The sequence below is a fragment of the Sphingobacterium puteale genome (assembly GCF_050986225.1).
GTDB lineage: Bacteria > Bacteroidota > Bacteroidia > Sphingobacteriales > Sphingobacteriaceae > Sphingobacterium > Sphingobacterium puteale.
In genome coordinates this window covers 5751432-5774343 of the sequence record NZ_CP158959.1, presented here as the reverse complement: position 1 = coordinate 5774343, position 22912 = coordinate 5751432, and the positions used below count along the sequence as shown (strand labels likewise).

22 protein-coding genes and 1 tRNA gene are annotated in these 22912 nt (G+C 39.0%); 6 read left to right on the top strand and 17 right to left on the bottom strand.

Features of this window, described 5'->3' with window-relative positions; translation table 11 throughout:
* Nucleotides 1-4 precede the first annotated feature (4 nt).
* Nucleotides 5-907 carry a hypothetical protein gene (locus tag ABTV71_RS24185; protein WP_433901372.1) on the bottom strand — a complete coding sequence of 301 codons (903 nt, stop codon included), beginning with the start codon at nt 905-907 and terminating at the stop codon, nt 5-7.
* A 104-nt stretch (nt 908-1011) separates the two neighbouring features.
* Here ABTV71_RS24185 and ABTV71_RS24180 point away from each other — a divergent pair, with 104 nt between their 5' ends.
* Nucleotides 1012-2199 (top strand): class I SAM-dependent rRNA methyltransferase, encoded by a 1188-nt coding sequence (locus ABTV71_RS24180; RefSeq protein ID WP_433901371.1) that lies wholly within the window; start codon nt 1012-1014, stop codon nt 2197-2199.
* Between the two features lie 59 nt (nt 2200-2258).
* A complete protein-coding gene (locus ABTV71_RS24175) occupies nt 2259-3455 on the top strand; it encodes an MFS transporter (RefSeq protein WP_433901370.1) in 1197 nt (398 codons plus the stop codon).
* A gap of 60 nt (nt 3456-3515) precedes the next feature.
* Here ABTV71_RS24175 and ABTV71_RS24170 read toward each other — a convergent pair whose 3' ends face one another.
* From ABTV71_RS24170 to ABTV71_RS24140, 7 genes are all read right to left on the bottom strand, one after another.
* A complete protein-coding gene (locus ABTV71_RS24170; protein ID WP_433901369.1) occupies nt 3516-4277 on the bottom strand; it encodes an SGNH/GDSL hydrolase family protein in 762 nt (253 codons plus the stop codon).
* 26 nt (nt 4278-4303) lie between these two features.
* Complete coding sequence (locus ABTV71_RS24165; protein WP_433901368.1) at nt 4304-5500, bottom strand: aspartate aminotransferase family protein; 1197 nt, start codon at nt 5498-5500, stop codon at nt 4304-4306.
* Nucleotides 5501-5561: 61 nt separating this feature from the next.
* On the bottom strand, nt 5562-5981 hold the full coding sequence (locus ABTV71_RS24160; protein ID WP_245971482.1) for a hypothetical protein: 420 nt from the start codon (nt 5979-5981) through the stop codon (nt 5562-5564).
* Entirely contained in the window at nt 5981-6949 is a 969-nt protein-coding gene (locus tag ABTV71_RS24155) for a hypothetical protein (protein ID WP_433901367.1), read from the bottom strand. Before ABTV71_RS24155 ends, ABTV71_RS24160 begins: the two co-directional genes overlap by 1 nt.
* 33 nt (nt 6950-6982) lie before the next feature.
* Entirely contained in the window at nt 6983-7528 is a 546-nt protein-coding gene (locus tag ABTV71_RS24150) for an RNA polymerase sigma factor (protein WP_104385686.1), read from the bottom strand.
* A gap of 21 nt (nt 7529-7549) precedes the next feature.
* On the bottom strand, nt 7550-8503 hold the full coding sequence (locus tag ABTV71_RS24145; RefSeq protein WP_433901366.1) for a transketolase family protein: 954 nt from the start codon (nt 8501-8503) through the stop codon (nt 7550-7552).
* A 2-nt stretch (nt 8504-8505) separates the two neighbouring features.
* The gene (locus ABTV71_RS24140; protein ID WP_121127179.1) at nt 8506-9354 is read right to left on the bottom strand and encodes a transketolase; all 849 of its coding nucleotides are present in this window, start codon (nt 9352-9354) and stop codon (nt 8506-8508) included.
* A 187-nt stretch (nt 9355-9541) separates the two neighbouring features.
* Between ABTV71_RS24140 and ABTV71_RS24135 the strand changes: the two genes are divergently transcribed.
* Together ABTV71_RS24135 and ABTV71_RS24130 are read left to right on the top strand one after the other, a co-directional pair.
* The gene (locus tag ABTV71_RS24135; protein ID WP_433901365.1) at nt 9542-10141 is read left to right on the top strand and encodes a hypothetical protein; all 600 of its coding nucleotides are present in this window, start codon (nt 9542-9544) and stop codon (nt 10139-10141) included.
* An 82-nt stretch (nt 10142-10223) separates the two neighbouring features.
* Nucleotides 10224-11513, top strand: a complete 1290-nt coding sequence (locus ABTV71_RS24130; protein ID WP_433901364.1) for a glycoside hydrolase family 3 C-terminal domain-containing protein — start codon at nt 10224-10226, stop codon at nt 11511-11513.
* A 107-nt stretch (nt 11514-11620) separates the two neighbouring features.
* On the opposite strand, the gene ABTV71_RS24125 is transcribed toward ABTV71_RS24130, so the two are convergent.
* The 4 genes from ABTV71_RS24125 to ABTV71_RS24110 form a co-directional block, all read right to left on the bottom strand.
* Nucleotides 11621-12175, bottom strand: a complete 555-nt coding sequence (locus tag ABTV71_RS24125; protein ID WP_433901363.1) for a NifU family protein — start codon at nt 12173-12175, stop codon at nt 11621-11623.
* A 72-nt stretch (nt 12176-12247) separates the two neighbouring features.
* Nucleotides 12248-13597 carry an adenylosuccinate lyase gene (gene purB, locus ABTV71_RS24120; RefSeq protein ID WP_121127182.1) on the bottom strand — a complete coding sequence of 450 codons (1350 nt, stop codon included), beginning with the start codon at nt 13595-13597 and terminating at the stop codon, nt 12248-12250.
* 125 nt (nt 13598-13722) lie between these two features.
* Complete coding sequence (locus tag ABTV71_RS24115; RefSeq protein ID WP_286858028.1) at nt 13723-13926, bottom strand: hypothetical protein; 204 nt, start codon at nt 13924-13926, stop codon at nt 13723-13725.
* A gap of 151 nt (nt 13927-14077) precedes the next feature.
* Nucleotides 14078-14299 carry a PG1828 family lipoprotein gene (locus ABTV71_RS24110; protein ID WP_121127183.1) on the bottom strand — a complete coding sequence of 74 codons (222 nt, stop codon included), beginning with the start codon at nt 14297-14299 and terminating at the stop codon, nt 14078-14080.
* 347 nt (nt 14300-14646) lie between these two features.
* Here ABTV71_RS24110 and ABTV71_RS24105 point away from each other — a divergent pair, with 347 nt between their 5' ends.
* The gene (locus ABTV71_RS24105; RefSeq protein WP_394342610.1) at nt 14647-15996 is read left to right on the top strand and encodes an acyl-CoA dehydrogenase family protein; all 1350 of its coding nucleotides are present in this window, start codon (nt 14647-14649) and stop codon (nt 15994-15996) included.
* A gap of 80 nt (nt 15997-16076) precedes the next feature.
* On the opposite strand, the gene ABTV71_RS24100 is transcribed toward ABTV71_RS24105, so the two are convergent.
* The 5 genes from ABTV71_RS24100 to rplS form a co-directional block, all read right to left on the bottom strand.
* On the bottom strand, nt 16077-16859 hold the full coding sequence (locus ABTV71_RS24100) for an META domain-containing protein (protein ID WP_433901362.1): 783 nt from the start codon (nt 16857-16859) through the stop codon (nt 16077-16079).
* Between the two features lie 121 nt (nt 16860-16980).
* The gene (yidC, locus tag ABTV71_RS24095) at nt 16981-18804 is read right to left on the bottom strand and encodes a membrane protein insertase YidC (RefSeq protein WP_121127186.1); all 1824 of its coding nucleotides are present in this window, start codon (nt 18802-18804) and stop codon (nt 16981-16983) included.
* Nucleotides 18805-18843: 39 nt separating this feature from the next.
* Nucleotides 18844-20454 carry a CTP synthase gene (locus ABTV71_RS24090; protein WP_121127187.1) on the bottom strand — a complete coding sequence of 537 codons (1611 nt, stop codon included), beginning with the start codon at nt 20452-20454 and terminating at the stop codon, nt 18844-18846.
* A 125-nt stretch (nt 20455-20579) separates the two neighbouring features.
* Complete coding sequence (locus tag ABTV71_RS24085) at nt 20580-21665, bottom strand: carbohydrate-binding family 9-like protein (RefSeq protein WP_433901361.1); 1086 nt, start codon at nt 21663-21665, stop codon at nt 20580-20582.
* A gap of 334 nt (nt 21666-21999) precedes the next feature.
* Nucleotides 22000-22347 carry a 50S ribosomal protein L19 gene (rplS, locus tag ABTV71_RS24080; protein ID WP_077437627.1) on the bottom strand — a complete coding sequence of 116 codons (348 nt, stop codon included), beginning with the start codon at nt 22345-22347 and terminating at the stop codon, nt 22000-22002.
* 342 nt (nt 22348-22689) lie between these two features.
* Here rplS and ABTV71_RS24075 point away from each other — a divergent pair.
* Nucleotides 22690-22763, top strand: a tRNA-Pro gene (locus ABTV71_RS24075).
* The last annotated feature ends 149 nt before the right edge of the window (nt 22764-22912 follow it).

Below are 22912 nucleotides of genomic sequence, written 5' to 3'. Positions count from 1 at the left end.
TCCATTAGGAGCCCTTTTTTATGCCAAGATAGTTGTCTATGTAATTCTTTAATTCGAGCTTTTTGCTTTTATCGGAAATAAGCTCATAGAGTAGAACCGGGTCGTATCTTCCAAAGCTAATAAAATCACCATTTTCTTCTGTTAACGTATTTAACCATGCACTGACATCAATGGTATTCTTGGTTGGATGAAAATCGAATACTCGAAGATCTCCACCTAGGACAAATGCTGAAATTTTCCAATCTTTTGCAACTTTATCCTCGAGTATGGTCTTTTTCTGCAGGTATTTGATCAATTTTGCTGATGCTCCTTTGGAACAGCTAATTATAATGTGTGTCCCATATTTTTTTACAATATCGGTCGGAGTATTGTTATTGACAAAGTTGATAAATTCTTGAAGCTGAAATACTGGTTTTTTAGCGCTAAACTCATAAGTTCCATAGGAAAAATTTTCAGCATAATAATGTGAAAGCTGAATATCCTCGCTCGATTCTGGAATGTTTGTGAGTATTTCTGTTTCGGTCGTACCGAATTTCTCTGCGGTGAAGCCGAAATACAGTTCCAGCTCGCGTAATAATTGATCTTTTGACATATTTTCCCTGACTTTCCCACCACCGGTTGACCCAAATTGTCTATAAATTTCGGTAGACTGACTTAGTTTTTTTGTGTCGAGGATTTTTGCACGCAGGCCTTTATTGACAAAAAGTAGGTTCTCTTTTGCATCATAACCATAGCCGACCATAAAATATGGTTCAGCTTTAATTTCTTGACTGACTTTCATTTCTATTTTCTCAAATGAAGTTGAATTGACAACCTCAAGATCTTCCTCATTTTTAATTGTGGGTTCAGGATCAGATTTTTTGCAAGAAAATATAATAGCGATAATCGCTGTGGTTAAAAAAAACATGTTTTAAATTCATTTTGTAAATATACAAGAATATTTCTTTCAGAATACTTTTTTATTACACTAAAGAATCTAAGTTTTACAATTAATAAGTTAATTTTGCAGTAATGAAATCAGTTTATTTGAATAAGGGTAAAGATAAGGCTGCTTGGCAATTGCATCCTTGGGTATTTTCGGGAGCAATTAAATCATTGTCCGATAAGATAGAAGATGGCGAAGTTGTTGGTGTATACAATGCGGAGCGTGAGTTTATTGCATACGGATTGTTTCACAATAGCTCCCGGGTAGCGATTCGTTTATTGGAATGGAATCCACAAGCTCAGATTGATGCGGATTGGTGGCGCAGCCGTATTCAAAAGGCGGTGATAGCTAGACAACATTTGCTGCAGGAAGGCATTACCAATACCGTTCGTTTGATTTTTGCCGAGGCAGACTTTCTTCCTGGATTAATCGTGGATAAATATGCTGATTTTATTTCTATTCAGATTCATTCTGTGGGAGTAGAAAAAGTTAAAGATATCGTTATTTCGGAGCTAAATACGCTGTTAAATCCTACTGGAATCTATGAACGCAGTGATCTGAAATCTCGTGAACATGAGGGCTTACCTGATACCAATGGTCTTTTGTCGGGGGCGATGCCGCCTGAATTTGTAGACGTCATCGAAAATGGTCTTCATTATAAAGTAAATATTATTGACGGTCAAAAGTCAGGATTTTACTGTGACCAGCGGGAAAATAGATTGTTGACCGCACAATATGTTGCTGATAAACGTGTATTGGATTGTTTCTGCTATTCTGGTGGGTTCACGTTGAACAGCTTAAAAGCTGGAGCAAGTCAAGTCGTGTCGGTGGATAGTTCATCATTGGCCATTGAAACGCTGGAAAAAAATGTCGTCGAAAACGGATTTGAGCCGAACCGGCATAAAGCAATATTGTCAGACGTCAATAAGCAATTGCGCAAATTTATAGATGAAGGGGAAAAATTTGATTTGATCGTTCTGGATCCACCTAAATATGCGCCTTCGCGATCGGCTTTGGAGCGTGCCTCACGTGCTTATAAAGATTTAAACCGTCGGGGTTTAATGCTGTTGAATAGCGGTGGATTATTAGCCACTTTCTCTTGTTCCGGCGCAATGGATATGGATACATTTAAGCAGGTGCTTGCCTGGGCAGCTTTGGATGCAGGCAAAGAAATACAATTTATTCGACAATTCCATCAGCCTGAGGACCATCCTGTACGGGCCTCCTTTCCTGAAGGTGAATACCTCAAAGGATTGTTGGTACGCGTAATATAGATAAATGCAGATATACAGGGTTGATTTGATAAATCGACCTTTTTAATTTAAGCGAAATCATGATCAAAGAAAAAGAAACCAGGCCTATTTTTTCTATTTTGTTTGCCGTGAGCATGGTGCACCTGCTGAATGACCTTATTCAGGCTGTAATTCCTGCTACCTACCCTTTATTAAAAGAAGAGCACCACCTGAGTTTTTCACAGGTAGGGATGATTACACTGGTGTATCAGATTGCTGCGTCAATTTTTCAGCCTGTTGTAGGCTCTTTTACTGATAAGCGTCCGGTGCCATACTCACAGATTATCGGTATGTCCTTTTCCCTTGTGGGCATGTTGCTGTTTTCCCAGGCGCATACTTATGCATGGATCTTGTTTTCCGTTTTCCTGGTAGGTATCGGTTCCTCGATCTTCCATCCTGAATCTTCGCGCGTAGCCTATATGGCTTCGGGCGGTAGAAGGAGTATGGCGCAATCTATATTTCAGATAGGCGGAAATGCAGGTACAGCTTTGGCACCTATTATCGTTGCTTTTCTAGTCTTACCTCGCGGTCAGCAGGCCATTGCCTGGATGTGTTTATTTACAATTGTTGGTCAGTTTATCTCCTACTATATTGGTACTTGGTATAAACGTAGGCTTGCAAATGTTTCCAGAAAGACAAAAAGAATTATTCGTGTACCGGATCTACCCAATTCACGTATTGTTACTACCGTTTTTATTCTATTGTTATTAATCGTGTCAAAGTATTTCTACATCGCCAGTATTACAAACTATTTCCAGTTTTACACCATGAAAAAATTTGGGATTAATGAAGTTGAAGCACAGGTATATCTGTTTTATTTTCTGATAGCTGTTGCGGTTGGTACGTTGCTGGGTGGAGCGTTCGGGGATCGTTTTGGACGGAAGTATGTGATTTGGTTCTCGGTTTTAGGCGTGGCCCCCTTTGCATTGGCTTTACCCTATGTTGGTCTCACGATGACTGGAATACTGATTGTCATTATCGGATTGATATTATCTTCAGCCTTTCCGGCCATTATTGTCTATGCGCAGGAATTATTGCCTAAAAAGCTAGGAATGGTTTCAGGGCTATTTTATGGTTTTGCATTCGGCATGGGCGGGATAGGATCGGCCGTTCTCGGTTGGCAGGCGGATCATACCTCCATCGGGTTTATTTATCACCTGTGTTCATATTTACCCTTGATAGGTATCGTTGCTTATTTTCTTCCGGATTTACAAAAGACGCCTTATAAAGAGATTTAGCATGCGATTTATTAATAAATGGGAGGGCGGATATTGTCAAAATATCCGCCCTCTCGTTTTTTATTTGATGCAATCCATCCATGCTGTGGCCATCATTTGTGCTCCCGCTAGCGTAGGGTGTACACCATCCGCTGCCCAATAGGCACCTGGAGCTGTCTTTTGTGCGTTATCAAAGATTTTCTGATAGGGAAGGAGTATCGCATTGAATTCTTTTGCGATTTCACGTGCACTCTCCTGATAGGCTAGAAATTTAGGATACCAGGCATCTGTGATATGGCCAACCCCTTTTACGGCAAAAGGTTCTCCAATAATCAGTTTGACATTTGGAAGTTTCTGCAAGGTTTCCTGCAACAATTGTTGGTATTGGGATTTATATTCTTCAACAGTTGTTTTGGCTCCGCGGTCTATGGTTCGCCAGAAATCATTTACACCGATTAAGATACTTAATACGGTTGGTTTGATTGCTAAAGTATCCTCTGCCCAGCGTTTTTGAAGGTCAGGTACACGATTGCCACTGATTCCGGTATTGTAAATTTTTAGATTCTTTGCGGCATATTTATTCAATAGTTCGCTCGCGGCCAATAAAGCATAACCACGACCCAAAGCGTTGGTGTCATTGGCTTTTCTGTTATCCCTATCGCGGCCCACATCCGTAATGGAGTCACCCTGAAACAGGATGACGTCTCCATCATTCAAACTTATTTTTGAAGATTTGAAGCTTTCTCCATAGGCGTAAGCTTCGTTGCCCAATAAATTAGCACCGGTCAAAAGACCGGCACCAATTATGCTTTTTTTGATAAATGATCTGCGGTTTGTGCTCATTATTAGGTTTTTGTTATGCTTTAAAGTTACATACTTTTAGCATATTTTTCCAAACCTTTTACAATGATGTTACAGGCTTTTTCTATTTCAGCTTCGGTAATGGTTAACGGTGGGGCTACACGAAGTGCCGTTTCACAATGAAGGTACCAGTCGATCATTACTCCCTGTTCGGCACAATACTTACTCACACTATAGACTTGCTCAAAGCTGTCCAATTGTAAGCACATCATAAGTCCCAGCCCACGGATTTCTTTGATTGCCGGATGACTGAGTTTTTCCCGAAAGAAATTGGCTTTATAAGCCACTTGTTCTACCAGCTTCTCTGATTTAATTACAGCAAGCGATGCACGTGCCGCGGCGCAACTTACAGGATGGCCTCCGAAGGTCGTAATATGGCCCAACATGGGGTTGTCTTTGATGACGTCCATCACCTCTTTGGCTGCAACGAAAGCACCCAAAGGCATGCCTCCTCCAATGCCTTTCGCCAACATGAGGATATCCGGCACTATACCAAAATGCTCAAACGCAAATAACTTGCCCGTGCGGCCAAAACCTGTCTGGATTTCATCAAATATGAGCAGTGTGCCTGTCTCATCGCAACGTTTTTTTACAGCTTGTATATAGGCTATATCAGGAACTCTGACACCGGCTTCTCCTTGAATGGCTTCTAGGATGACAGCAGCAGTTTTATCTGTAATATTCGCTAAATCCTCGGGATCATTAAATGTAATAAAGTCTATTTCCGGAAGGAGTGGGGCATAAGCCTGACGGTATTCATCATTCCCGATAAGGCTAAGGGCACCTTGTGTACTACCATGATAAGCCTTCTTGGCTGCGATAATTTGCCTTCGTCCGGTATACTTCTTCGCTATTTTCATAGACCCTTCTACAGCTTCTGCACCACTGTTGGTCAGGTATACCGATTGAAAATTTGAAGGTAATTCCGCTAATAACTCTGTTGCAAACTGGACTTGTGGCGCTTGTATAAATTCACCATAGACCGTGACATGCAGATATTGATCGAGTTGAGCCTTTATTGCCTCGAGCACTTTGGGGTGGCGATGCCCGATATTACTCACATTAAATCCGGAGACAAGATCCATATATTCTTCTCCATTGGGGCCATATAGGTAAACACCTTCGGCTTTAACCACTTCAATCAATCTAGGTGAGCTAGAGGTCTGAGCGGTGTTCATTAAAAATAATTCTCTGTTGCTTAACATGATTTTACAAATGTCCGAAAATAAAAAAGAAGTCTTTAAGACTTCTTTTTTATTTTCGGGATTACCTTCCTCTATTTTTTAAAGATTTATAGAGATGTTCCCTGAACTCCTGCTCTACTTCAAAGAATTGCGATGCTCGGGCATTGCCTATTACTTTGGCAAATTTTGCACGGTACTCTTTCTTTATCTGTACCTCTTTGGCATCATACTGTAATACATCCCTCGATCCACCTCTAAAACTGTTTTTAGGAGCACCATTTAATTTTTCTTTCCGGATATCCCATAATGTTTGGCTATATTCATTATAGAGCGGAAAAAATTGCTGTGCTTCTTTCGGAGTCAAATCTAGTTCTTTAGTGATGTAAGCTATTTTTTCATTTTCAATAGCTTGGAAACGATTTTTGTCTTGTGCAAAGCCCAAGGCTATAGAAAATATACTAAAGAACAATGTTATCCATATGTATTTTTTGTTGAACATCATTATAAGGTATAGTTTAGATAATCTTCTATCTCTTGTTTAGATATATTAGTGCCAAATCCTTTTGTCGGAAGATTTGTTTCATCCGTATATTGGGACATATATATAATGTCATCTCCTGAAGCAGAAGCAGAAAGATAATTGATAATTTCCTGCTTTGGTATTTCAGATAAATGTTGACTCAACTGTTCTTCGGCTAAGTTATCTTGCTCTTGAGTAAAAGCATTTTGTTGCTGGTATTGGTATCCCCAATACCCCCCAAGGGCTAACATAGCTGTGAACGATGCTGCTACGGCATATCTAGCATACCATTTTTTTTGTTTCCCTAAGTGACGGATAGGCGTTGAATCTCTTTCTTGTTCAGCTTCCTGAATAGCTCCAATAATCTTATCTGAAAGATTATCAAAATAATGAGAGGGAATATCAAAACCTGCCGCAGGAATGGCATCTTTTAATTTTTCTTCAGTAACACGGGCTAAAATACTTGCTTCAAGATCTGAATAATAATTTACAGGAACGGCAAAGCCTTCTGTTGAAACAATATCCTTTAATTCTGCTTCCGCAATGTCTGTAGTGATATTTTGCTCAAGCGTTTGAAAATAACCTGTTGGCACTGTAAATCCATCCGATTGGATTTTTTCTTTTAAGTTTTCTTCTGAAATTCGATGAAAGATATCTTCTGTTAATATCCCAGCATATTGTTCAGGAATAGTAAAGCCCTCCAAAGCGACCTTGTTTTTGAGGGAATCCTCCGCTATTTTGCTCAGCACAAGATCTGGGAGTGAATCAAAGTATCCTTCAGGAACCTCAAATACAGATTCATCCTTGCATTCCATCCACTTGACTTGCCCTATTATTTTAGATTCTAAATCACTGAAATAATTTTCAGGCAAGGCAAAAGGATTTTTACGCAATGATTCTGGAAGATGATTAAACTCCAGCCCATCATGATATGTGCTATTTTCCTTCATAGTATCTATTAGAGCCTATTTGCGCTAAAAGGTTTAATCGTGGTTATTAAAAAAAGACTCTATTTTTTTTACGGCCAAATGATAGGAAGCTTTTAATGCTCCAACACTTGTACCCAGTACTTCAGAAATTTCCTCATACTTCATATCTTCAAAATATTTCATGTTGAAAACCAATTTCTGTTTCTCGGGCAATGTCAATAAAGCTTGTTGCAATTTCATTTGCGCTTTGTCGCCATTAAAGTAATTGCCATCAGCAAGTGTTTCTGCTAAATAAGCAGTCGTGTCGTCGTCCAACGACACGTTCTGCTTTTGCTTTTTTTTATTTAAGAATGTAATACATTCATTTGTAGCGATCCGATATAGCCAGGTATACAATTGCGAATCTTCACGGAAGTTTCCAAGGTTCTTCCATACTTTGACGAAAATATCCTGCACCACATCATCTGCATCGTCATGATCGATGACCATTCTTCGCACATGCCAATAAATCTTTTGTTGATATTTTTTCAACAATAAACGGAAAGCTTCTTCTCGCGTACTTTCTTCGGCGAATTTTGCTATTATTAAAGCGTCATCCATATATTGACCTGTGTAGTTTTCTTATTTTCTATTGATTGCCTTTTGAGCAGCAACAACAATAGCGTCTGCGTTTAAACCATATTTCTCCATAAGTTGTGCTGGAGTACCTGATTCTCCAAAGCTGTCATTTACGGCTACATACTCTTGTGGGCTAGGTAATTCTTTTGCTAATACCTGTGCAACGCTATCGCCCAATCCGCCTAGACGGTTGTGTTCTTCAGCAGTCACGACACATTTTGTTTTTGCAACAGATTTCAAGATCGCTTCCTCATCCAACGGTTTGATGGTATGGATATTGATGATCTCGGCACTGATACCCAATTCAGCCAATTTTTCACCTGCTTGAATGGCCTCCCATACCAAGTGGCCTGTAGCGATAATGGTTACATCTGTACCTTCATTTAATAAGATTGCTTTTCCGATGACAAATTCCTGGTCCGCAGATGTGAAATTAGGAACTACCGGACGGCCAAAACGTAAATAAACCGGACCTTCAAATTTTGCTGCCGCAATAGTAGCCGCTTTTGTTTGATTGAAGTCACAAGGGTTAATTACAGTCATTCCGGGTAACATTTTCATTAATCCAATGTCTTCCAAAATTTGGTGTGTTGCACCATCTTCACCTAAGGTTAATCCCGCATGGGAAGCGGCAATTTTTACATTCTTACCTGAATATGCAATAGATTGACGGATTTGGTCATAAACGCGACCTGTAGAGAAGTTGGCAAATGTACCTGTGAAAGGAACCTTACCACCAATAGTAAGTCCAGCAGCGATACCCATCATGTTTGCCTCAGCAATACCGATTTGGAAAAAGCGCTCTGGGAATTCTTTGATAAAATCGTTCATTTTCAATGATCCGATCAAATCAGCACATAATGCTACCACATTTTCGTTTTGTTTTCCAGCTTCCAATAAGCCAGCTCCAAAACCTGAACGTGTATCTTTTGACTCTGTGTAAGTATATTTTTTCATTTCTAGTAATCTCCTAAAGTTTCAGTAAGTTGATTCAATGCCGACGCCAATTGTTCGTCATTTGGAGCAACACCGTGCCATTTATGAGAACCCATCATGAAATCAACACCTTTTCCCATCTCTGTGTGCAATAAGATAACAACAGGTTTACCTTTTCCAGTACGTGATTTTGCTTCTTCTAAGCCAGCAACTACCGAAGCCATATCGTTTCCTTTAGTCACTTCCATCACATCCCAGCCAAAAGCTTCCCATTTAGCACGAAGATCGCCTAATGACAGTACCTGATCTGTAGATCCATCGATCTGTGCATTATTGTAATCAACTGTAGCAATCAAGTTGTCAATTTTGTTGTGCGGTGCATACATTGCAGCTTCCCAAACTTGGCCTTCCTGCAATTCACCATCCCCCATTAATACATAAACTAGATTATTGTCTTTATTCAATCTTTTTGCCTGTGCAGCTCCAATAGCAACAGATAGTCCCTGACCCAAAGATCCCGACGCAATACGGATGCCCGGAAGGCCTTCGTGTGTCGTTGGGTGACCTTGAAGTCTAGAATTGATTTTTCTGAATGTTGCCAGTTCGTTTACTTCAAAATACCCCGCACGTGCCAATGTACTGTAAAATACAGGTGAAATGTGTCCGTTTGACAAGAAGAATAAATCTTCACCTTTTCCGTCCATATCAAAGGAAGGATTACGTTTCATTGCATTGAAATAAAGCGCCACAAAGTAATCTGTACAACCTAATGAACCACCTGGGTGTCCTGATTGACAAGCGTGTACCATACGTACGATATCACGTCTTACTTGTGATGCAATTTGTTCTAGTTTGTTAATATCTGCACTCATTTTTTTTGTTGGTTTCACAATTGGTCGTAAAGTTAACTATTTTTAAGCTAGATGCTTGTTAAAAAGTGAATTTCTTTATTTTGATAAGCCTGCAGCCTGTGAACTGCCTCCATTTTAACTTTTGACTTTTTAATGTTGACTTTTTTGTACCTTGCTTTTAATTATAAGACCCACAATTTTCAAGATAATGTCCAATCATTTTAAACGCTTCTTGCTTGTTGCTGCATTTTCTGCATTACAATTCTATTCTTTCGCTCAGAATAGAGCCATTTATCATAAAGATTGGATCGACTTCAATAAAAATGGTAAAAAGGATGTCTATGAGGATTCCAAACAATCCATAGCGAGTCGTGTGGATGATTTATTGAGCCAGATGACAGCCCATGAAAAGGCTAATCAAACCGTTACCCTTTATGGGTATGGACGAGTTTTGAAGGATGAACAGCCTGCTGCCACCTGGGACAATGAAATATGGAAGCATGGATTGGCTAATATTGATGAAATGTTAAACAGCTTAGCCTATAATAGGTCAGCAAAAAGTCTCTTTTCTTATCCCTTCAGTCGCCATGCTGTCGCGTTGAATAATGTGCAAAAGTGGTTTATTGAACATACCCGCCTGGGAATCCCTGTTGATTTTACGAATGAAGGAATACATGGTCTAAACCATGATCGGGCGACACCATTACCTGCTCCGATCAATATCGGAAGTACCTGGAATACCAAATTGGTGAGAACCGCTGGTGAGATTGTCGGAAGAGAAGCGAAATACTTAGGCCAAGGATTATAAAGAGGCGATCCGCCAGGCTTTGGAAGGCGGACTTAATGTACGGACGAATTTTGACCCACCAAGTACATACCTGACTCCCTTGATGGAACTTATCAACGAAGGTGGGCTCGACATGAACGTATTGAATCAACGTGTTCGGGAGGTGCTGACGGTTAAGTTTAAACTGGGACTATTTGATCATCCGCTTATCGATAATACCGGTTTAGCTGATCAGAAAGTCCATACCCAAGCCGATGAAAATATTTCTCTGCAGATGAACAGAGAATCCATTGTTCTGCTAAAAAATGAGCAGCATCTCCTACCTATTGATATCAATAAATACAAGCGGATTTTGGTCACAGGCCCCATGGCCGAGGCAACAAATTACACGACAAGTCGCTATGGTCCATCAAATAATCCAATAACAACTATTAAGGATGGTATTATAGCATATGCCAAGGACAAAGCACTGCAGGTAAACTATACGAAAGGAGTGGATGTTGTCGATAAAAACTGGCCTGAAAGTGAAATTATCCCAACAGACCTATCTAAAGAGGAAATCCAAAGTATGACCACTGGTGTCCGGCTTGGGCAGGAGTCAGATTTAATTATTGCCGTCATGGGCGAATCAGAACGTGAAGTTGGTGAAAGCCGGTCTCGCTCAGATCTCAATCTGCCTGGTAAACAGCGTGATTATTTGATGAAGTTAAAAGAGACCGGAAAGCCTATCATTCTGATACTCGTAAATGGAAGACCGTTGTCCATTAATTGGGAAAATAAATACTTGCCAGCCATTGTGGAGAGCTGGTTTCTCAGTGGCCAATCTGGACGTGTTGTGGCAGATATGATATTTGGCGAGTATAATCCAAGCGGAAAGCTTCCGATTTCTTTTCCCAAATCTGTTGGACAGATTGAAATGAATTTCCCGACCAAACCCGCGGCACAGGCGGGGCAACCTGGTGTGGGGCCCAATGGCTGGGGAAATAGTCGGGTTGTTGGATTCCTTTATCCTTTCGGTTATGGTTTAAGTTATACCGATTTTCAATTTTCAAATTTGCGGCTGAATAAAAAGCAAATACGACCAACGGATTCGTTGACTGTTACGGTGGATGTACAAAATATTGGAAAAAGAAAGGGAGCGGAGGTCGTTCAACTATATGTCAAAGATGTGGTTTCTTCAGTTACAGCTTACGAGATGGATCTTCGTGGTTTCGAAAAAATCGAATTGAATCCCGGCGAGAAAAAGTCTGTCCAGTTTTCAATTTTACCAGCACATCTTGAGTTGTTGGATCAATACAACAAGTGGACTGTAGAGCCTGGGATATTTGAAATCTTTATCGGAAATTCATCCGCTAACCTGCCGTTGAAAGATTCTTTTGATGTCGTCAATTAGTGATGTAATTGTGCTTGCATCAATAGAGGCATCAAAACGCGCTAAAAAGAAAAAGGATCCAGTAGATGTGCCGGATCCTTTTTCTATTTCATTGGTTCGCATGAGTCCTACATTGCTTCTGCAACGACTTCCGTCACCCCTGGAACCATCCGTTTTAATAAACCTTCGATACCAGCTTTTAACGTGATCGTCGATGAAGGGCAACCACTACAGGATCCCTTTAATTCAACGGTTACGATACCTTCGTTGAAGGATTTGTAATGAATGGCACCGCCATCCTGTTCAACGGCTGGTCGTACGTAATCATGTAATACCTGTTGTATTTTTACTTCTGTTTCTGTGCCTTCAAAGTTTACTTCTGAATCATGATGCACAACTTTTACTGCAAGCTCAGATTCAACAGCACCTTTTACAAAGTCTTTCAATAAGGCTTCAATATCTTCCCATTCCGCATCTTCTGTTTTGGTAATGGTCACAAAATTGCTTGCGAAGAATACACCGTTTACAAAATTGAATTTGAACAACTCCTGTGCGAAAGGTGAATCTTGTGCAGCTTCTTTATTTGGAAAATCCACACTACCGTTGATCAATAATTTATTGACCAAAAACTTCATGGTTGAAGGATTGGGAGTAGATTCTGTATATACGTTGATATTAGCCATTTAAGTTTTATTTTTATTCCAAACAAAGATATATCAAAAGAAGCGTTGTTAAGGTCATCTATAAGTCAAAGCTTATAAAGTGACACCAGTGTAATTAGAAGGGCTGATTGCTTTTAATTCCGCTTTTACCTCTTCAGATACATTGAGATTGTCCACAAAGGATGCAATGGTCTCTTTGGTCACCTGTGTATTGGTGCGTGTTAGATCTTTCAGTGCTTCATATGGTTTTGGATAGCCTTCCCTGCGCAAGATCGTTTGTAACGCTTCGGCAACAACAGCCCAATTATTTTCAAGATCATTCGCTAAGGCCTGTTCATTCAATATTAATTTGCGTAAACCTCTCAATGTCGATTTTACTGCAATTAAGGTATGTGCAAATGGAACACCGATATTACGTAACACAGTTGAATCTGTTAAGTCCCTTTGAAGTCGTGAAATCGGTAATTTGGCCGCTAAATGTTCAAATATAGCATTTGCGATACCTAAATTTCCTTCTGCATTTTCAAAGTCGATTGGATTGACTTTGTGCGGCATTGCAGAAGAGCCAATTTGACCAGCAGTGATTTTTTGCTTAAAATATTCCATGGAGATATAAGTCCATATATCACGGCATAGATCAATGACAATATTATTGATTCGTTTTAATGCGTCACAGCTAGCGGCAAAATTGTCATAGTGCTCAATTTGGGTCGTGGTTTGTGAACGATCCAGTCCTAAGATTTTATTGACAAAGTTATTGCCGAATTCAATCCAGTTGGTTTCTGGATAAGCTACATGATGAGCATTGAAATTACCCGTTGCCCCACCAAACTTTGCTGAATACGGTACGGTATGTAAAAGCTGTAACTGACGCTCTATACGTTCGACAAAAACATACAATTCTTTACCTAAGCGAGTTGGAGATGCGGGTTGTCCGTGGGTACGGGCGAGCATGGGAATGTCGGACCAAGAGGTTGCCAAAGACCTTAATTCATGGAGCAATTCATCAATGACCGGTGTATAACTTTCTTTGATAGCCTCTTTCCAGGAAAGTGGAATGGCCGTGTTGTTGATATCCTGAGATGTTAAGCCAAAGTGGATAAATTCAAGATAATCCTGCAACCCCAGTTTTTCAAATTGATCTTTTAAAAAATATTCAACAGCTTTAACATCATGATTGGTAACTTTTTCGGTATTCTTGATCCAGATTGCATCTTCTTCCGAAAAATTTCGATAGATATCTCTTAATTTTTCGTTCAACGTTTTATCGAAATGTTGCAACTGAACGATTCCTGATTCGCTTAACGCTATAAAATATTCGACTTCGATGCGCACTCGATATTTTATTAAGGCAAATTCAGAGAAAAAAGCTGCAAGCTCATTGGTGTTATTGTAATAGCGTCCGTCAATAGGCGTAACTGCTGTTAAGGATGATAAAGCCATAGATTGAATGATTTTTGGCAAAGGTAAAAAAATGCTTGGAGCTTAGCAATTTAATTGGGATAGATATAAAAAAAGCCTCCGTTAACGGGAGGCTTTTTATGCTGTTGAAATTCTGTTTCAAAGAATTAATGAGCAGCTTTAGTTGAGTCAACAGCAGTTTTAGCTGAATCAACAGCAGTATTAGCTGAATCTAAAGCAGTGTTAGCTGAGTCTAAAGCAGTGTTAGCTGAATCAGTAGCTGCGTCAGTTTTTTTACCAGTTTCACCACATGAAGCGAAGGCTACAGTTAAAGCCAATCCTAAGAAACCTAATTTGAATGCGTTTTTCATTTTATTAAAATTAAAAGTAATTTCTAAATCTTGTTATTTAAGACTTGATACCTGTAAATGAAAAAGGTAACCCTACTCTTCAATATTTTTTTAAAAAAAGAGGCTTCTCTTGCGAAAAGCCTCTCCGAATACGTTATTCAGTTTCTAATTATTATTTAGTAGCAGCTGAATCAACTTTAGCAGTAGCTGAATCAACTTTAGCAGTAGCTGAATCTACAGTAGTTTTAGCTGAATCTAATGTGTTAGCAGCAGAGTCAACTAAAGCAGATGCTGAATCAGCAGCACCTTCAGCTTTTTTCTCAGTGTTGTTACAAGATGCGAAAGCTACAGTTAAAGCTAAACCTAAGAAACCGAATTTTAATGCGTTTTTCATTTTCTAATTTTCTAATTTAAATTGAAATATTTTTTTTTTCATTTGTTAATACACCGAACCCAAAAAGGTAACCCTTCAAAAAAATATATTTTCTTAAAAATATATAACTATTTGATAATTAATGGTTTATTTATATAGGGTAATCTTCAAATTAGTCCTTTTAACTGATCTAATGGGCGAGAAATTAAAAAAAAGCCCAAACGAATGGATCGATATTCTTGTTTGGAGAGTTATTAGGGTAGGGGTAGGGATAGGAGAGCAGTTTGTTACTCGCTGACCGTTTGCACAAACAATTTTCAATTATTTTTATTAATTTATGAAGAAACGCTCTAAAAAGAATGACGATCATGTTTGATAAAGTTAAGAATATAATGGATTTGGCAAAATCAATAGACTTTGGCAAATTGGAGGAAATCTCGAAAAAGGTAGATCTAGGCGCTGTGATGGATGCGGTCTCGAAAATGGACGATAAACAGCTCCATGGTTTAATGAAAATGCTGAATGCCGGTAATCAGAAAAAAGAATTACCCCCTATCAATGGAGATTTCTACGATATGGATAGCAAATTAAATGGATCAGACCGCGAACTTCAACTAAAGGTACGTGAGTTTATGGAGGTGGAGGTAAAGCCTATTGTCAATAAATATTGGTTAAGGGACGAATTTCCTTTTGAAATTGTACCAAAACTAGCAGCCTTAAATATCTGCGGGTATACCTATGAAGGATATGGATGTATGGGCGGAAGTTCGCTGATGGAAGGCATTATTGCGGCGGAGATTGCTCGGGTAGACGCTTCAGTTGCTACTTTTTTTGGCGTACAGAGTGGTTTAGCCATGGGGTCGATTTATATCTGTGGATCGGAGGAACAAAAACAAGAGTGGCTGCCAAGAATGCAAAAGATGGAAGTAATTGGTGCTTTTGGTCTTACCGAACCGGAAGTTGGTTCTGGAGTCGCGGGCGGTTTGACAACAACTTGTAAGAAGACCGAGGAGGGATGGGTGTTGAATGGTCAGAAGAAATGGATTGGAAATTCAACCTTTTCTGATATCACGATTGTCTGGGCAAGAGATCTGGATGATGGCGAGGTGAAAGGTTTTATTATCCGTAAAGATAATCCTGGGTTCTCAGTTGAAAAGATCAAAGATAAAATGGCTTTGCGGATTGTGCAAAATGGATTGATTACATTAGACAACTGTATCATCCCCGAAACAGATCGTTTGCAAAATGCCAATTCTTTTAAAGATACGGGCAAAGTACTCCAGATGACGCGCGCGGGGGTGGCATGGATGGCTGTGGGCTGCGCGCGCGGAGCCTATGAAAATGCTTTAGATTATACACGCAAAAGAAAACAGTTCGGCAAGCCTATTGCGTCTTTTCAGTTGATCCAAAATCATTTGGTCGAAATGCTTTCTAACCTTACAGCTATGCAAACGCTCGTCTTTAGGCTTTCTGAACTCCAGGACGCAGGGCAGCTGCGGGATGAACATGCTTCACTAGCTAAGGTCTTTTGTTCATTGCGTACGAGAGATATTGTATCTAAGGCGAGGGAAGTCATGGGGGGGAATGGCATTTTATTGGAATATAATGTCGCCAGATTTCTTGCTGATGCGGAGGCGATATACTCATATGAAGGGACCAAAGAAATCAATTCATTGATCGTCGGAAGAAGTATTACCGGATTTAGTGCCTTTGTATAATACCGTTTTCTAGACCTAATTGTTGTGGTAGGTGCCAGATAAAATAACGAAGGCTTGAGTTATCTCAAGCCTTCGTTATTTTATTTTCGATGAAACCTCATCATAGCAATATCACCCATGATAAAAGTCAATGTATTTTCACTGACATCGTAGCTGTTTACTTTTTCTAATGTAGAAAAGAAAGTCGCTTCGCCGCTACCCTCGCAAGCCATTTTTGTAGACATGATCGGTCCAAAACTTATTTGATGTCCATTTGTCTTAAATGTAGCGTTGTAATTATTACAACTGCTATTTCCATTTATTTTTCCGTCTACAGTGTTGAATGTCATCGTTGGTTTACGATTCGGATATAATCCCTCAAAAGCGATACGTGGTCCGGAAATGTAATCGAGTTCCCAGGTTCCGCTTAAATTTTGCTTTTCCTCCAATAATTTAAATTTTGCCAAGGGAGCCATTCTTGCTTTATTTAAACTGAGGATACCATTGTTGATGGTATAGTTGTCTGCGGTGATCAACGCTTTGGATAATCCTTGCTCGATTGACATGTCTGGGCAGGCCATCATCGTTGACATTCCCTGTGCGAATTTGATTTTTCCATCGGTAGAAAAAGTAAGTTCACCACCTATGCCGTTACAACCACCGCTGGCGCTGTATCTTTTTTCTTCCAATTTTAGGAAAGGGACTTTGCCATTGACCTGGTCGGCGACAGCTTTCCCTCCGATTTCTATTAATTGCCATTTTTTTCCAATAAGAAGGGCCGATGTATTGTCCGTGTTTTGTTTGTCTGAATTCTTTTTCGATACTGCGCAACTTGTAAGCGCAAGAACAGCCATCATCAATACCACAATGTTTCTAAATCTCATCTTTTAAATTTTTATATAAAACATTATTTCTAACGTTTGGTTTGGCAAAGCGCTACAAAAGGTGCTTAACAAAATAAGGCTTCCCATGGGGAAGCCTTATTTATCAGCCATGTAAATTGTACTATTTATTTTTGTTTTGTTGCGCTTGTTGCTGAGCACGCATCATTTCTTCCATTTTAGCTTGGAAGCTAGACTTCTTTTCAGCTTTTGGATTCTTTTTATTTTCCTCCAGTTTAGCTAAGATTTTATCGTCATTTACCATTGAACGGATTACTAACTGGGTCAAGAATGTAAATAATGCACTTAAAAAATAGTAATAGTTCAAACCAGCAGGGAAGCTATTCAAGACAAAGAAGAAAATCAAAGGCATAATATAACCCATGTATTTCATTTGACCAGTTGCGCCCGAAGTGGCATTATTATACCAAGTGGTCAATAATGTTGTCAGGGTCATCAAGATACACATCAAAGAGATGTGATTGAATGATCCAAAAATAGGGGCAAATGTAAATAAGGTATCATAGGTTGACATATCCTTCATAAACAAAAAGCTTTGTCCTCTCAGTTCAAATAAATTTGGAAAGAAATAGAAGAAAGCAATTGTAAATGGCATTTGTAGCACAAGGGGCAGACAGCCTCCGAGTGGATTCACGCCAACTTGTTTATACAATTTCATTTGCTCCTGTTGCATCAACATTTGATTGTCTTCACCGACTTTGGCTTTGATTTCATCCAACTGCGGTTTTAATACCCGCATTTTAGCCATAGATACGTATGACTTGTAAGTCATTGGCGAAAGAACCAGTTTTAACAATAATGTAAGTAATAGGATGACAATACCGTAGCTCATATGAAAACCATCCAAGAAATTAAATGCAGGCACGGTAATCCATTGATTGATCCAGCGCATAGGCCCCCAGCCCATGTTGATAATGGATTGGTAATCATTTCCTTCTGCTTTTAATACATTGTATTGATTTGGCCCAAAAAAGAAGTTCAATGAATAATTATTGTCTTTATGGTTGTCAAAAGCCAATTCAGCATTTGTATTGTAAAATTTTACGACATCGCCTTCCGTCGCATGTTTTACATCGATTTTCGCGTTAACGAATCCATCTTTTGCATTGAGGATATTGGAGAAATAATGTTGCTTAAAAGCAATCCATTGAACTTTCTTTTCCAGTGCTTCATCATCATCCTTCGATTCTGATAAATGGTCTACTTTATTATCTTCTTGATAATAAAGGGTAGATTTTTGTCTTTCAGATTCAATATTCTGTTCTTTTTGTCTAAGAACTGTACTCCAGTTCAATGTCAATGTTTTTTGACTCTGTGGGATCAGGTTTTGAATACCTTTTGTATTGACATCAAGAGCTACATTGTAACCTTTTCCGGCAATAGAATATACATACTCAATATATTGATCGGCACTGTAATTCAGTTTGAATTTTACTGATTGTTTTCCTTCACCGGAAACCTGGATATCCGAAGATTCTGTCGTAAAGAATAAATCGTTTGTCGAGACGTTCTGTCCTGCTGCATTGAAGAGGAAACCAAACTTATTATCTTCACCGTCAAAAAGCATCAAAGGTTTTCCATTGAAATTCTTTTCACCTTTGAGTTCGACTGATCTCACTTTACCACCTTTTGTACTGATTTTGGCAATGATGGCATCATTTTCAAGTGTAATGATTTTTTCAGTTCCAAATTTTGATGCACCAAAAGGTTTTTTTAGTTCAGCTGAATCTGCAATCGCTGCTGTTTGCGCTGTTTTAGCATTTGCGGTAGAGTCATTTGAAGCAGGAAGTCCTTTAGTGGCCTTTGCTTTAGCCTCTTGTCGCGCTTGTTCTTGTTTGATTTCTGATTCTGAAGGCTTCATCAGGTAAAAAGAACCAGTGATGATGGCAAACATCAGAACCAAACCAATTAGGGTATTTCTATCCATTTTTAATAATTAAACTTAATTAATTTTATCCTTCTAATACTACTTTGATTTCTTGTTGGCCAAAGCAGCGGCTACAAAGCTAACAAAAAGTGGGTGAGGATTTGCAACAGTTGACTTTAATTCTGGGTGAAATTGTCCGGCAACGAAAAACGGATGGTTTTTCAATTCGACAATTTCGACTAATCCAGTCTCCGGGTTGAAGCCTGAAGCGATCATTCCTGCTGCCTCATATTGTTTTAAATAGTCATTGTTAAATTCATAACGGTGACGGTGTCTTTCGGAAATTTTTGTTTTTCCATAGATCGTAAAGGCTTTTGTTCCTTTTTTAATTTCACAATCGTAGGCGCCCAAACGCATTGTTCCCCCCATATTGGTAATATTTTTCTGCTCTTCCATCAGGTTAATGACCGGATTGCTCGTGTTGGCATCCATTTCAAAACTATTGGCATCCTTCAATCCCAATACGTTTCTTCCAAATTCGATAACCGAACATTGCATACCCAGACAAATACCAAAGAATGGAATGTTATTTTCACGTACATATTTGATTGCGTTTAATTTGCCGTCCAGGCCACGTTCGCCAAAGCCTGGAGCAACCAATACGCCGTCCATACCTTTTAGCTTTTCAGCGACGTTTTCTTTTGTAACACTTTCGGCAGCGATATAACTCACCTTTACTTTACATTCGTTTGTTGCGCCAGCATGGATAAATCCTTCGGTAATGGACTTATAGGCGTCCGGAAGCTCCACATATTTTCCGACCAGCGCAATATTAACCTCGCTTGTTGGGTTTTTGAGCTTGCCTAAGAAATTTTTCCAGTTTTCTAGATCCGGTTCATTTTTATTGGAAAGTTTTAGCTTTGTTAAGGCTGTTTTATCCAGATTTTCTTTTAACATTAATAAAGGAACATCATAGATGGTCGAAGCATCAATGGATTCCACGACAGCATTGATGTTAACATTACAGAACTGTGCTAATTTTTTGCGGATTTCCTGAGATAATTTGTGTTCTGTACGGCATACCAAGATATCTGGTTGTACGCCATATTCCAATAATGTTTTGACGGAGTGCTGTGTTGGTTTGGTTTTAAGTTCACCGGCTGCGGCTAAATATGGGACCAAAGTTAGGTGAATAACCAAAGAATTATTCGCTCCCAGTTCCCAGCGTAGTTGTCTTACAGCTTCAACGAATGGAAGGGATTCGATATCCCCTACAGTTCCACCAAGTTCAGTGATAATGATATCATATTCACCAGATTCACCCAATAGCTGCATGCGGCGTTTGATCTCATCGGTGATATGTGGGATGACTTGAACAGTTTTTCCTAAATATGCGCCTTCACGTTCTTGTTGGATGACGTGTTGGTAGATACGACCTGTTGTTACATTATTCGCTTGTGAGGTAGGGACGTTTAAGAAGCGCTCATAATGGCCAAGGTCAAGGTCAGTTTCGGCTCCATCTTCAGTAACATAACATTCACCATGCTCATAAGGATTCAATGTTCCCGGGTCAATGTTAATGTAAGGGTCGAATTTTTGAATGGTCACTTTGTAGCCACGTGCCTGGAGAAGTTTAGCAAGGGAGGCTGCAATAATACCTTTCCCTAACGACGAAGTAACGCCGCCCGTAACAAAAATATATTTAGTCATAACAATTAAAGGATTTTCAATTTTATGTGGTCAAAATGACCAATAATAGTTGCTTTATGTACGGGATACAAAGATAGCAATTTTTTATTCAATATTATAATTGAAAGATTCACTGAATAAATAAATTAAAAATAGATGTTGCCCTGGTTATCGATTGTAGCCTTTAAATTGGGCTGCGATTTCGACTTAATCTCAACACGATAGAACTTGTTGGCATTGGAAAAGACAAGTTGATAGTGCTTACAGATATTAATTATTTCAGGGTATAATTTGCTCAATTCATCAAGAGATGTTGCAAAGCGCTTATTCACATTTCCGTAAATTTGTTGCAGATAAAAAATATTCCAGACAGTCTTTTCTAATGCTAAAAATTGTTCATCTACGAATTGTTGGTCATCTTGATCCACAAATTTGATATGTCCCCATCGTTCGGGATAATGCATGTTAATCAGACCAATGGGCGACCATACCCAGTTTTCTTCCGCAAGTGGCTTACCTGTATTGTCCTTTCTTTTGCTATAACCTTTCTCATGGATATCATAGTGCCATTGTACGCGGGAAAAATTTATCTTCCACATTTCATTTGCCTTGATTTGATTCCCCTCGCCAAAATACTTTAGGCTTTTGACCGGAATTTTCATTTCGACAGTCCAAAAATTATCGATATCGGTCGGGTTATTTATTGTTCCAGCGTGATAAACAGCACTTTGGATATCTTTGGTGTCCCAGTTTAGGTTAGCTTTCCCACCAAAACGATAAGGTTTGGTCATGAGGAGATCCATGATCGTGTTCAGCGCATTGACTTCAATTTCAATATATTCTGGAGATTGCAGATTAGGTTTCAGAAATACCTCAAAGTCATTGTCATGATAGATTATCGTGTCTTTCTGTCTGAGGTAACCCTTGATGTGAGTTTCTTCCAACTTAGCAAACAGATAGAGATTTTCGTTATCCCAGAGCATTTTGACACGAGTTTCTAGCTCAGGTTTTGGTTTACTGTTTCCTTCTATATCTTTGAATGTATTTGTCCATGCTGCCTTTGCCCAAGATATTTCGTCATCTTTACCGTCAATTTCGATCGCGGTCTGAGCTTTTTGGACAAAGTAAATCTCTGGCTTGGACTGTAATTGGAGAAAATCACCTACATTTCGCTGTGCAAAAATGGTTGTCGTCTGTAAAGTAAGAGCTAATATAAAAAAAACAGTTTTCATCAAGATATTGTATGTCTATTAGTCACCAAGAAATTTATGTAAGCGCTTAATGGGGCTGTCTTTATAAAATCCTAAAATTTCCATTGATTTCTATGTATGGAAGATTGGTGGTGCTAAAAGTAAGTAAAATGTTTTAGCTAAGCAAAGAGGGGTAATTCTTTTTAAGAGATCAGATTAGATTGTCTTAATTTTATTACATGGGGTCCTATATTGCTCTCTAAGTGGTAGGGGGATCGGAGTAGATTGTCCCGGGTAGGAAGATGGTTGATATGGTAGAAATAAAAAAAGGCTTTGAATTTCATCAAAGCCTTTTTTTATGCTGTGGTAGTCGTAATTAGATTCTTTTTGATTTAATACGAGCAGCTTTACCGGTAAGGCCACGTAAATAGAATAATTTAGCGCGACGAACTTTACCATAGCTGTTTACTACAATTTTTTCAATGTTTGGTGAGTTTACAGGGAAAATACGTTCAACACCTACACCGTTTGAGATTTTACGAACGGTAAAAGTAGCGTTAGCACCTTCGCTGTTTAATTGGATTACTACACCTTGGTACACCTGAACACGCTCTTTATTTCCTTCGCGAATTTTATAATGAACGCTGATGGTATCTCCGGCTTTGAAAGCGGGAATTTCATTTCTTACTACCGCTTGTTCTTCTACAAATTTTACTAAATCCATGATTTCGAGTAATTATTAACGATTTATATCCTGTAAAAATCGGAATGCAATATTACGACTTATTTTTTGAATATGAAAATACTTTTTAAAAAAAGTGTCGACTGTTATTCAAATCGGACGCAAAGATATGAAAATGAAATGGATAATCTAATGTTATTTTGAATATTCCTTTATATGATTATTTGGCCGTGTTTTTAAGCCTGAAAATGGCTCTTATAGAAGCTGCTGATAAAAATATTGGTCAATCAATCAGTGATTTAGTGTAAAAAATGAATTAAGGTATTGACAAATTCAAAAATTGATTCGATATTTGTGCCACACAAAACAAAGGTGATACCTTTTCGGGGTGTAGCGTAGCCCGGTATCGCGCCACATTTGGGATGTGGAGGTCGTAGGTTCGAATCCTGCCACCCCGACTGAAAAGCTCTAACGAAAGTTAGGGCTTTTTTTGTTTTTATCGTTCCTGTGTATGTTTCTTCTTGGCTCCATTATTGTGTCAATTCAGTTGCCGATAGCAAGCAAAAGAATAGGGGATCGTGGAAACGAGATGGATATGACCTATAAA

What these genes read in the sequence shown, in the direction of transcription:
- ABTV71_RS24185 (WP_433901372.1), bottom strand. Translation starts at nt 907, where the DNA reads ATGTTTTTTTTAACCACAGCGATTATCGCTATTATATTTTCTTGCAAA.
- ABTV71_RS24180 (WP_433901371.1), top strand. Translation starts at nt 1,012, where the DNA reads ATGAAATCAGTTTATTTGAATAAGGGTAAAGATAAGGCTGCTTGGCAA.
- ABTV71_RS24175 (WP_433901370.1), top strand. Translation starts at nt 2,259, where the DNA reads ATGATCAAAGAAAAAGAAACCAGGCCTATTTTTTCTATTTTGTTTGCC.
- ABTV71_RS24170 (WP_433901369.1), bottom strand. Translation starts at nt 4,277, where the DNA reads ATGAGCACAAACCGCAGATCATTTATCAAAAAAAGCATAATTGGTGCC.
- ABTV71_RS24165 (WP_433901368.1), bottom strand. Translation starts at nt 5,500, where the DNA reads ATGTTAAGCAACAGAGAATTATTTTTAATGAACACCGCTCAGACCTCT.
- ABTV71_RS24160 (WP_245971482.1), bottom strand. Translation starts at nt 5,981, where the DNA reads ATGATGTTCAACAAAAAATACATATGGATAACATTGTTCTTTAGTATA.
- ABTV71_RS24155 (WP_433901367.1), bottom strand. Translation starts at nt 6,949, where the DNA reads ATGAAGGAAAATAGCACATATCATGATGGGCTGGAGTTTAATCATCTT.
- ABTV71_RS24150 (WP_104385686.1), bottom strand. Translation starts at nt 7,528, where the DNA reads ATGGATGACGCTTTAATAATAGCAAAATTCGCCGAAGAAAGTACGCGA.
- ABTV71_RS24145 (WP_433901366.1), bottom strand. Translation starts at nt 8,503, where the DNA reads ATGAAAAAATATACTTACACAGAGTCAAAAGATACACGTTCAGGTTTT.
- ABTV71_RS24140 (WP_121127179.1), bottom strand. Translation starts at nt 9,354, where the DNA reads ATGAGTGCAGATATTAACAAACTAGAACAAATTGCATCACAAGTAAGA.
- ABTV71_RS24135 (WP_433901365.1), top strand. Translation starts at nt 9,542, where the DNA reads ATGTCCAATCATTTTAAACGCTTCTTGCTTGTTGCTGCATTTTCTGCA.
- ABTV71_RS24130 (WP_433901364.1), top strand. Translation starts at nt 10,224, where the DNA reads ATGGAACTTATCAACGAAGGTGGGCTCGACATGAACGTATTGAATCAA.
- ABTV71_RS24125 (WP_433901363.1), bottom strand. Translation starts at nt 12,175, where the DNA reads ATGGCTAATATCAACGTATATACAGAATCTACTCCCAATCCTTCAACC.
- purB (WP_121127182.1), bottom strand. Translation starts at nt 13,597, where the DNA reads ATGGCTTTATCATCCTTAACAGCAGTTACGCCTATTGACGGACGCTAT.
- ABTV71_RS24115 (WP_286858028.1), bottom strand. Translation starts at nt 13,926, where the DNA reads ATGAAAAACGCATTCAAATTAGGTTTCTTAGGATTGGCTTTAACTGTA.
- ABTV71_RS24110 (WP_121127183.1), bottom strand. Translation starts at nt 14,299, where the DNA reads ATGAAAAACGCATTAAAATTCGGTTTCTTAGGTTTAGCTTTAACTGTA.
- ABTV71_RS24105 (WP_394342610.1), top strand. Translation starts at nt 14,647, where the DNA reads ATGTTTGATAAAGTTAAGAATATAATGGATTTGGCAAAATCAATAGAC.
- ABTV71_RS24100 (WP_433901362.1), bottom strand. Translation starts at nt 16,859, where the DNA reads ATGAGATTTAGAAACATTGTGGTATTGATGATGGCTGTTCTTGCGCTT.
- yidC (WP_121127186.1), bottom strand. Translation starts at nt 18,804, where the DNA reads ATGGATAGAAATACCCTAATTGGTTTGGTTCTGATGTTTGCCATCATC.
- ABTV71_RS24090 (WP_121127187.1), bottom strand. Translation starts at nt 20,454, where the DNA reads ATGACTAAATATATTTTTGTTACGGGCGGCGTTACTTCGTCGTTAGGG.
- ABTV71_RS24085 (WP_433901361.1), bottom strand. Translation starts at nt 21,665, where the DNA reads ATGAAAACTGTTTTTTTTATATTAGCTCTTACTTTACAGACGACAACC.
- rplS (WP_077437627.1), bottom strand. Translation starts at nt 22,347, where the DNA reads ATGGATTTAGTAAAATTTGTAGAAGAACAAGCGGTAGTAAGAAATGAA.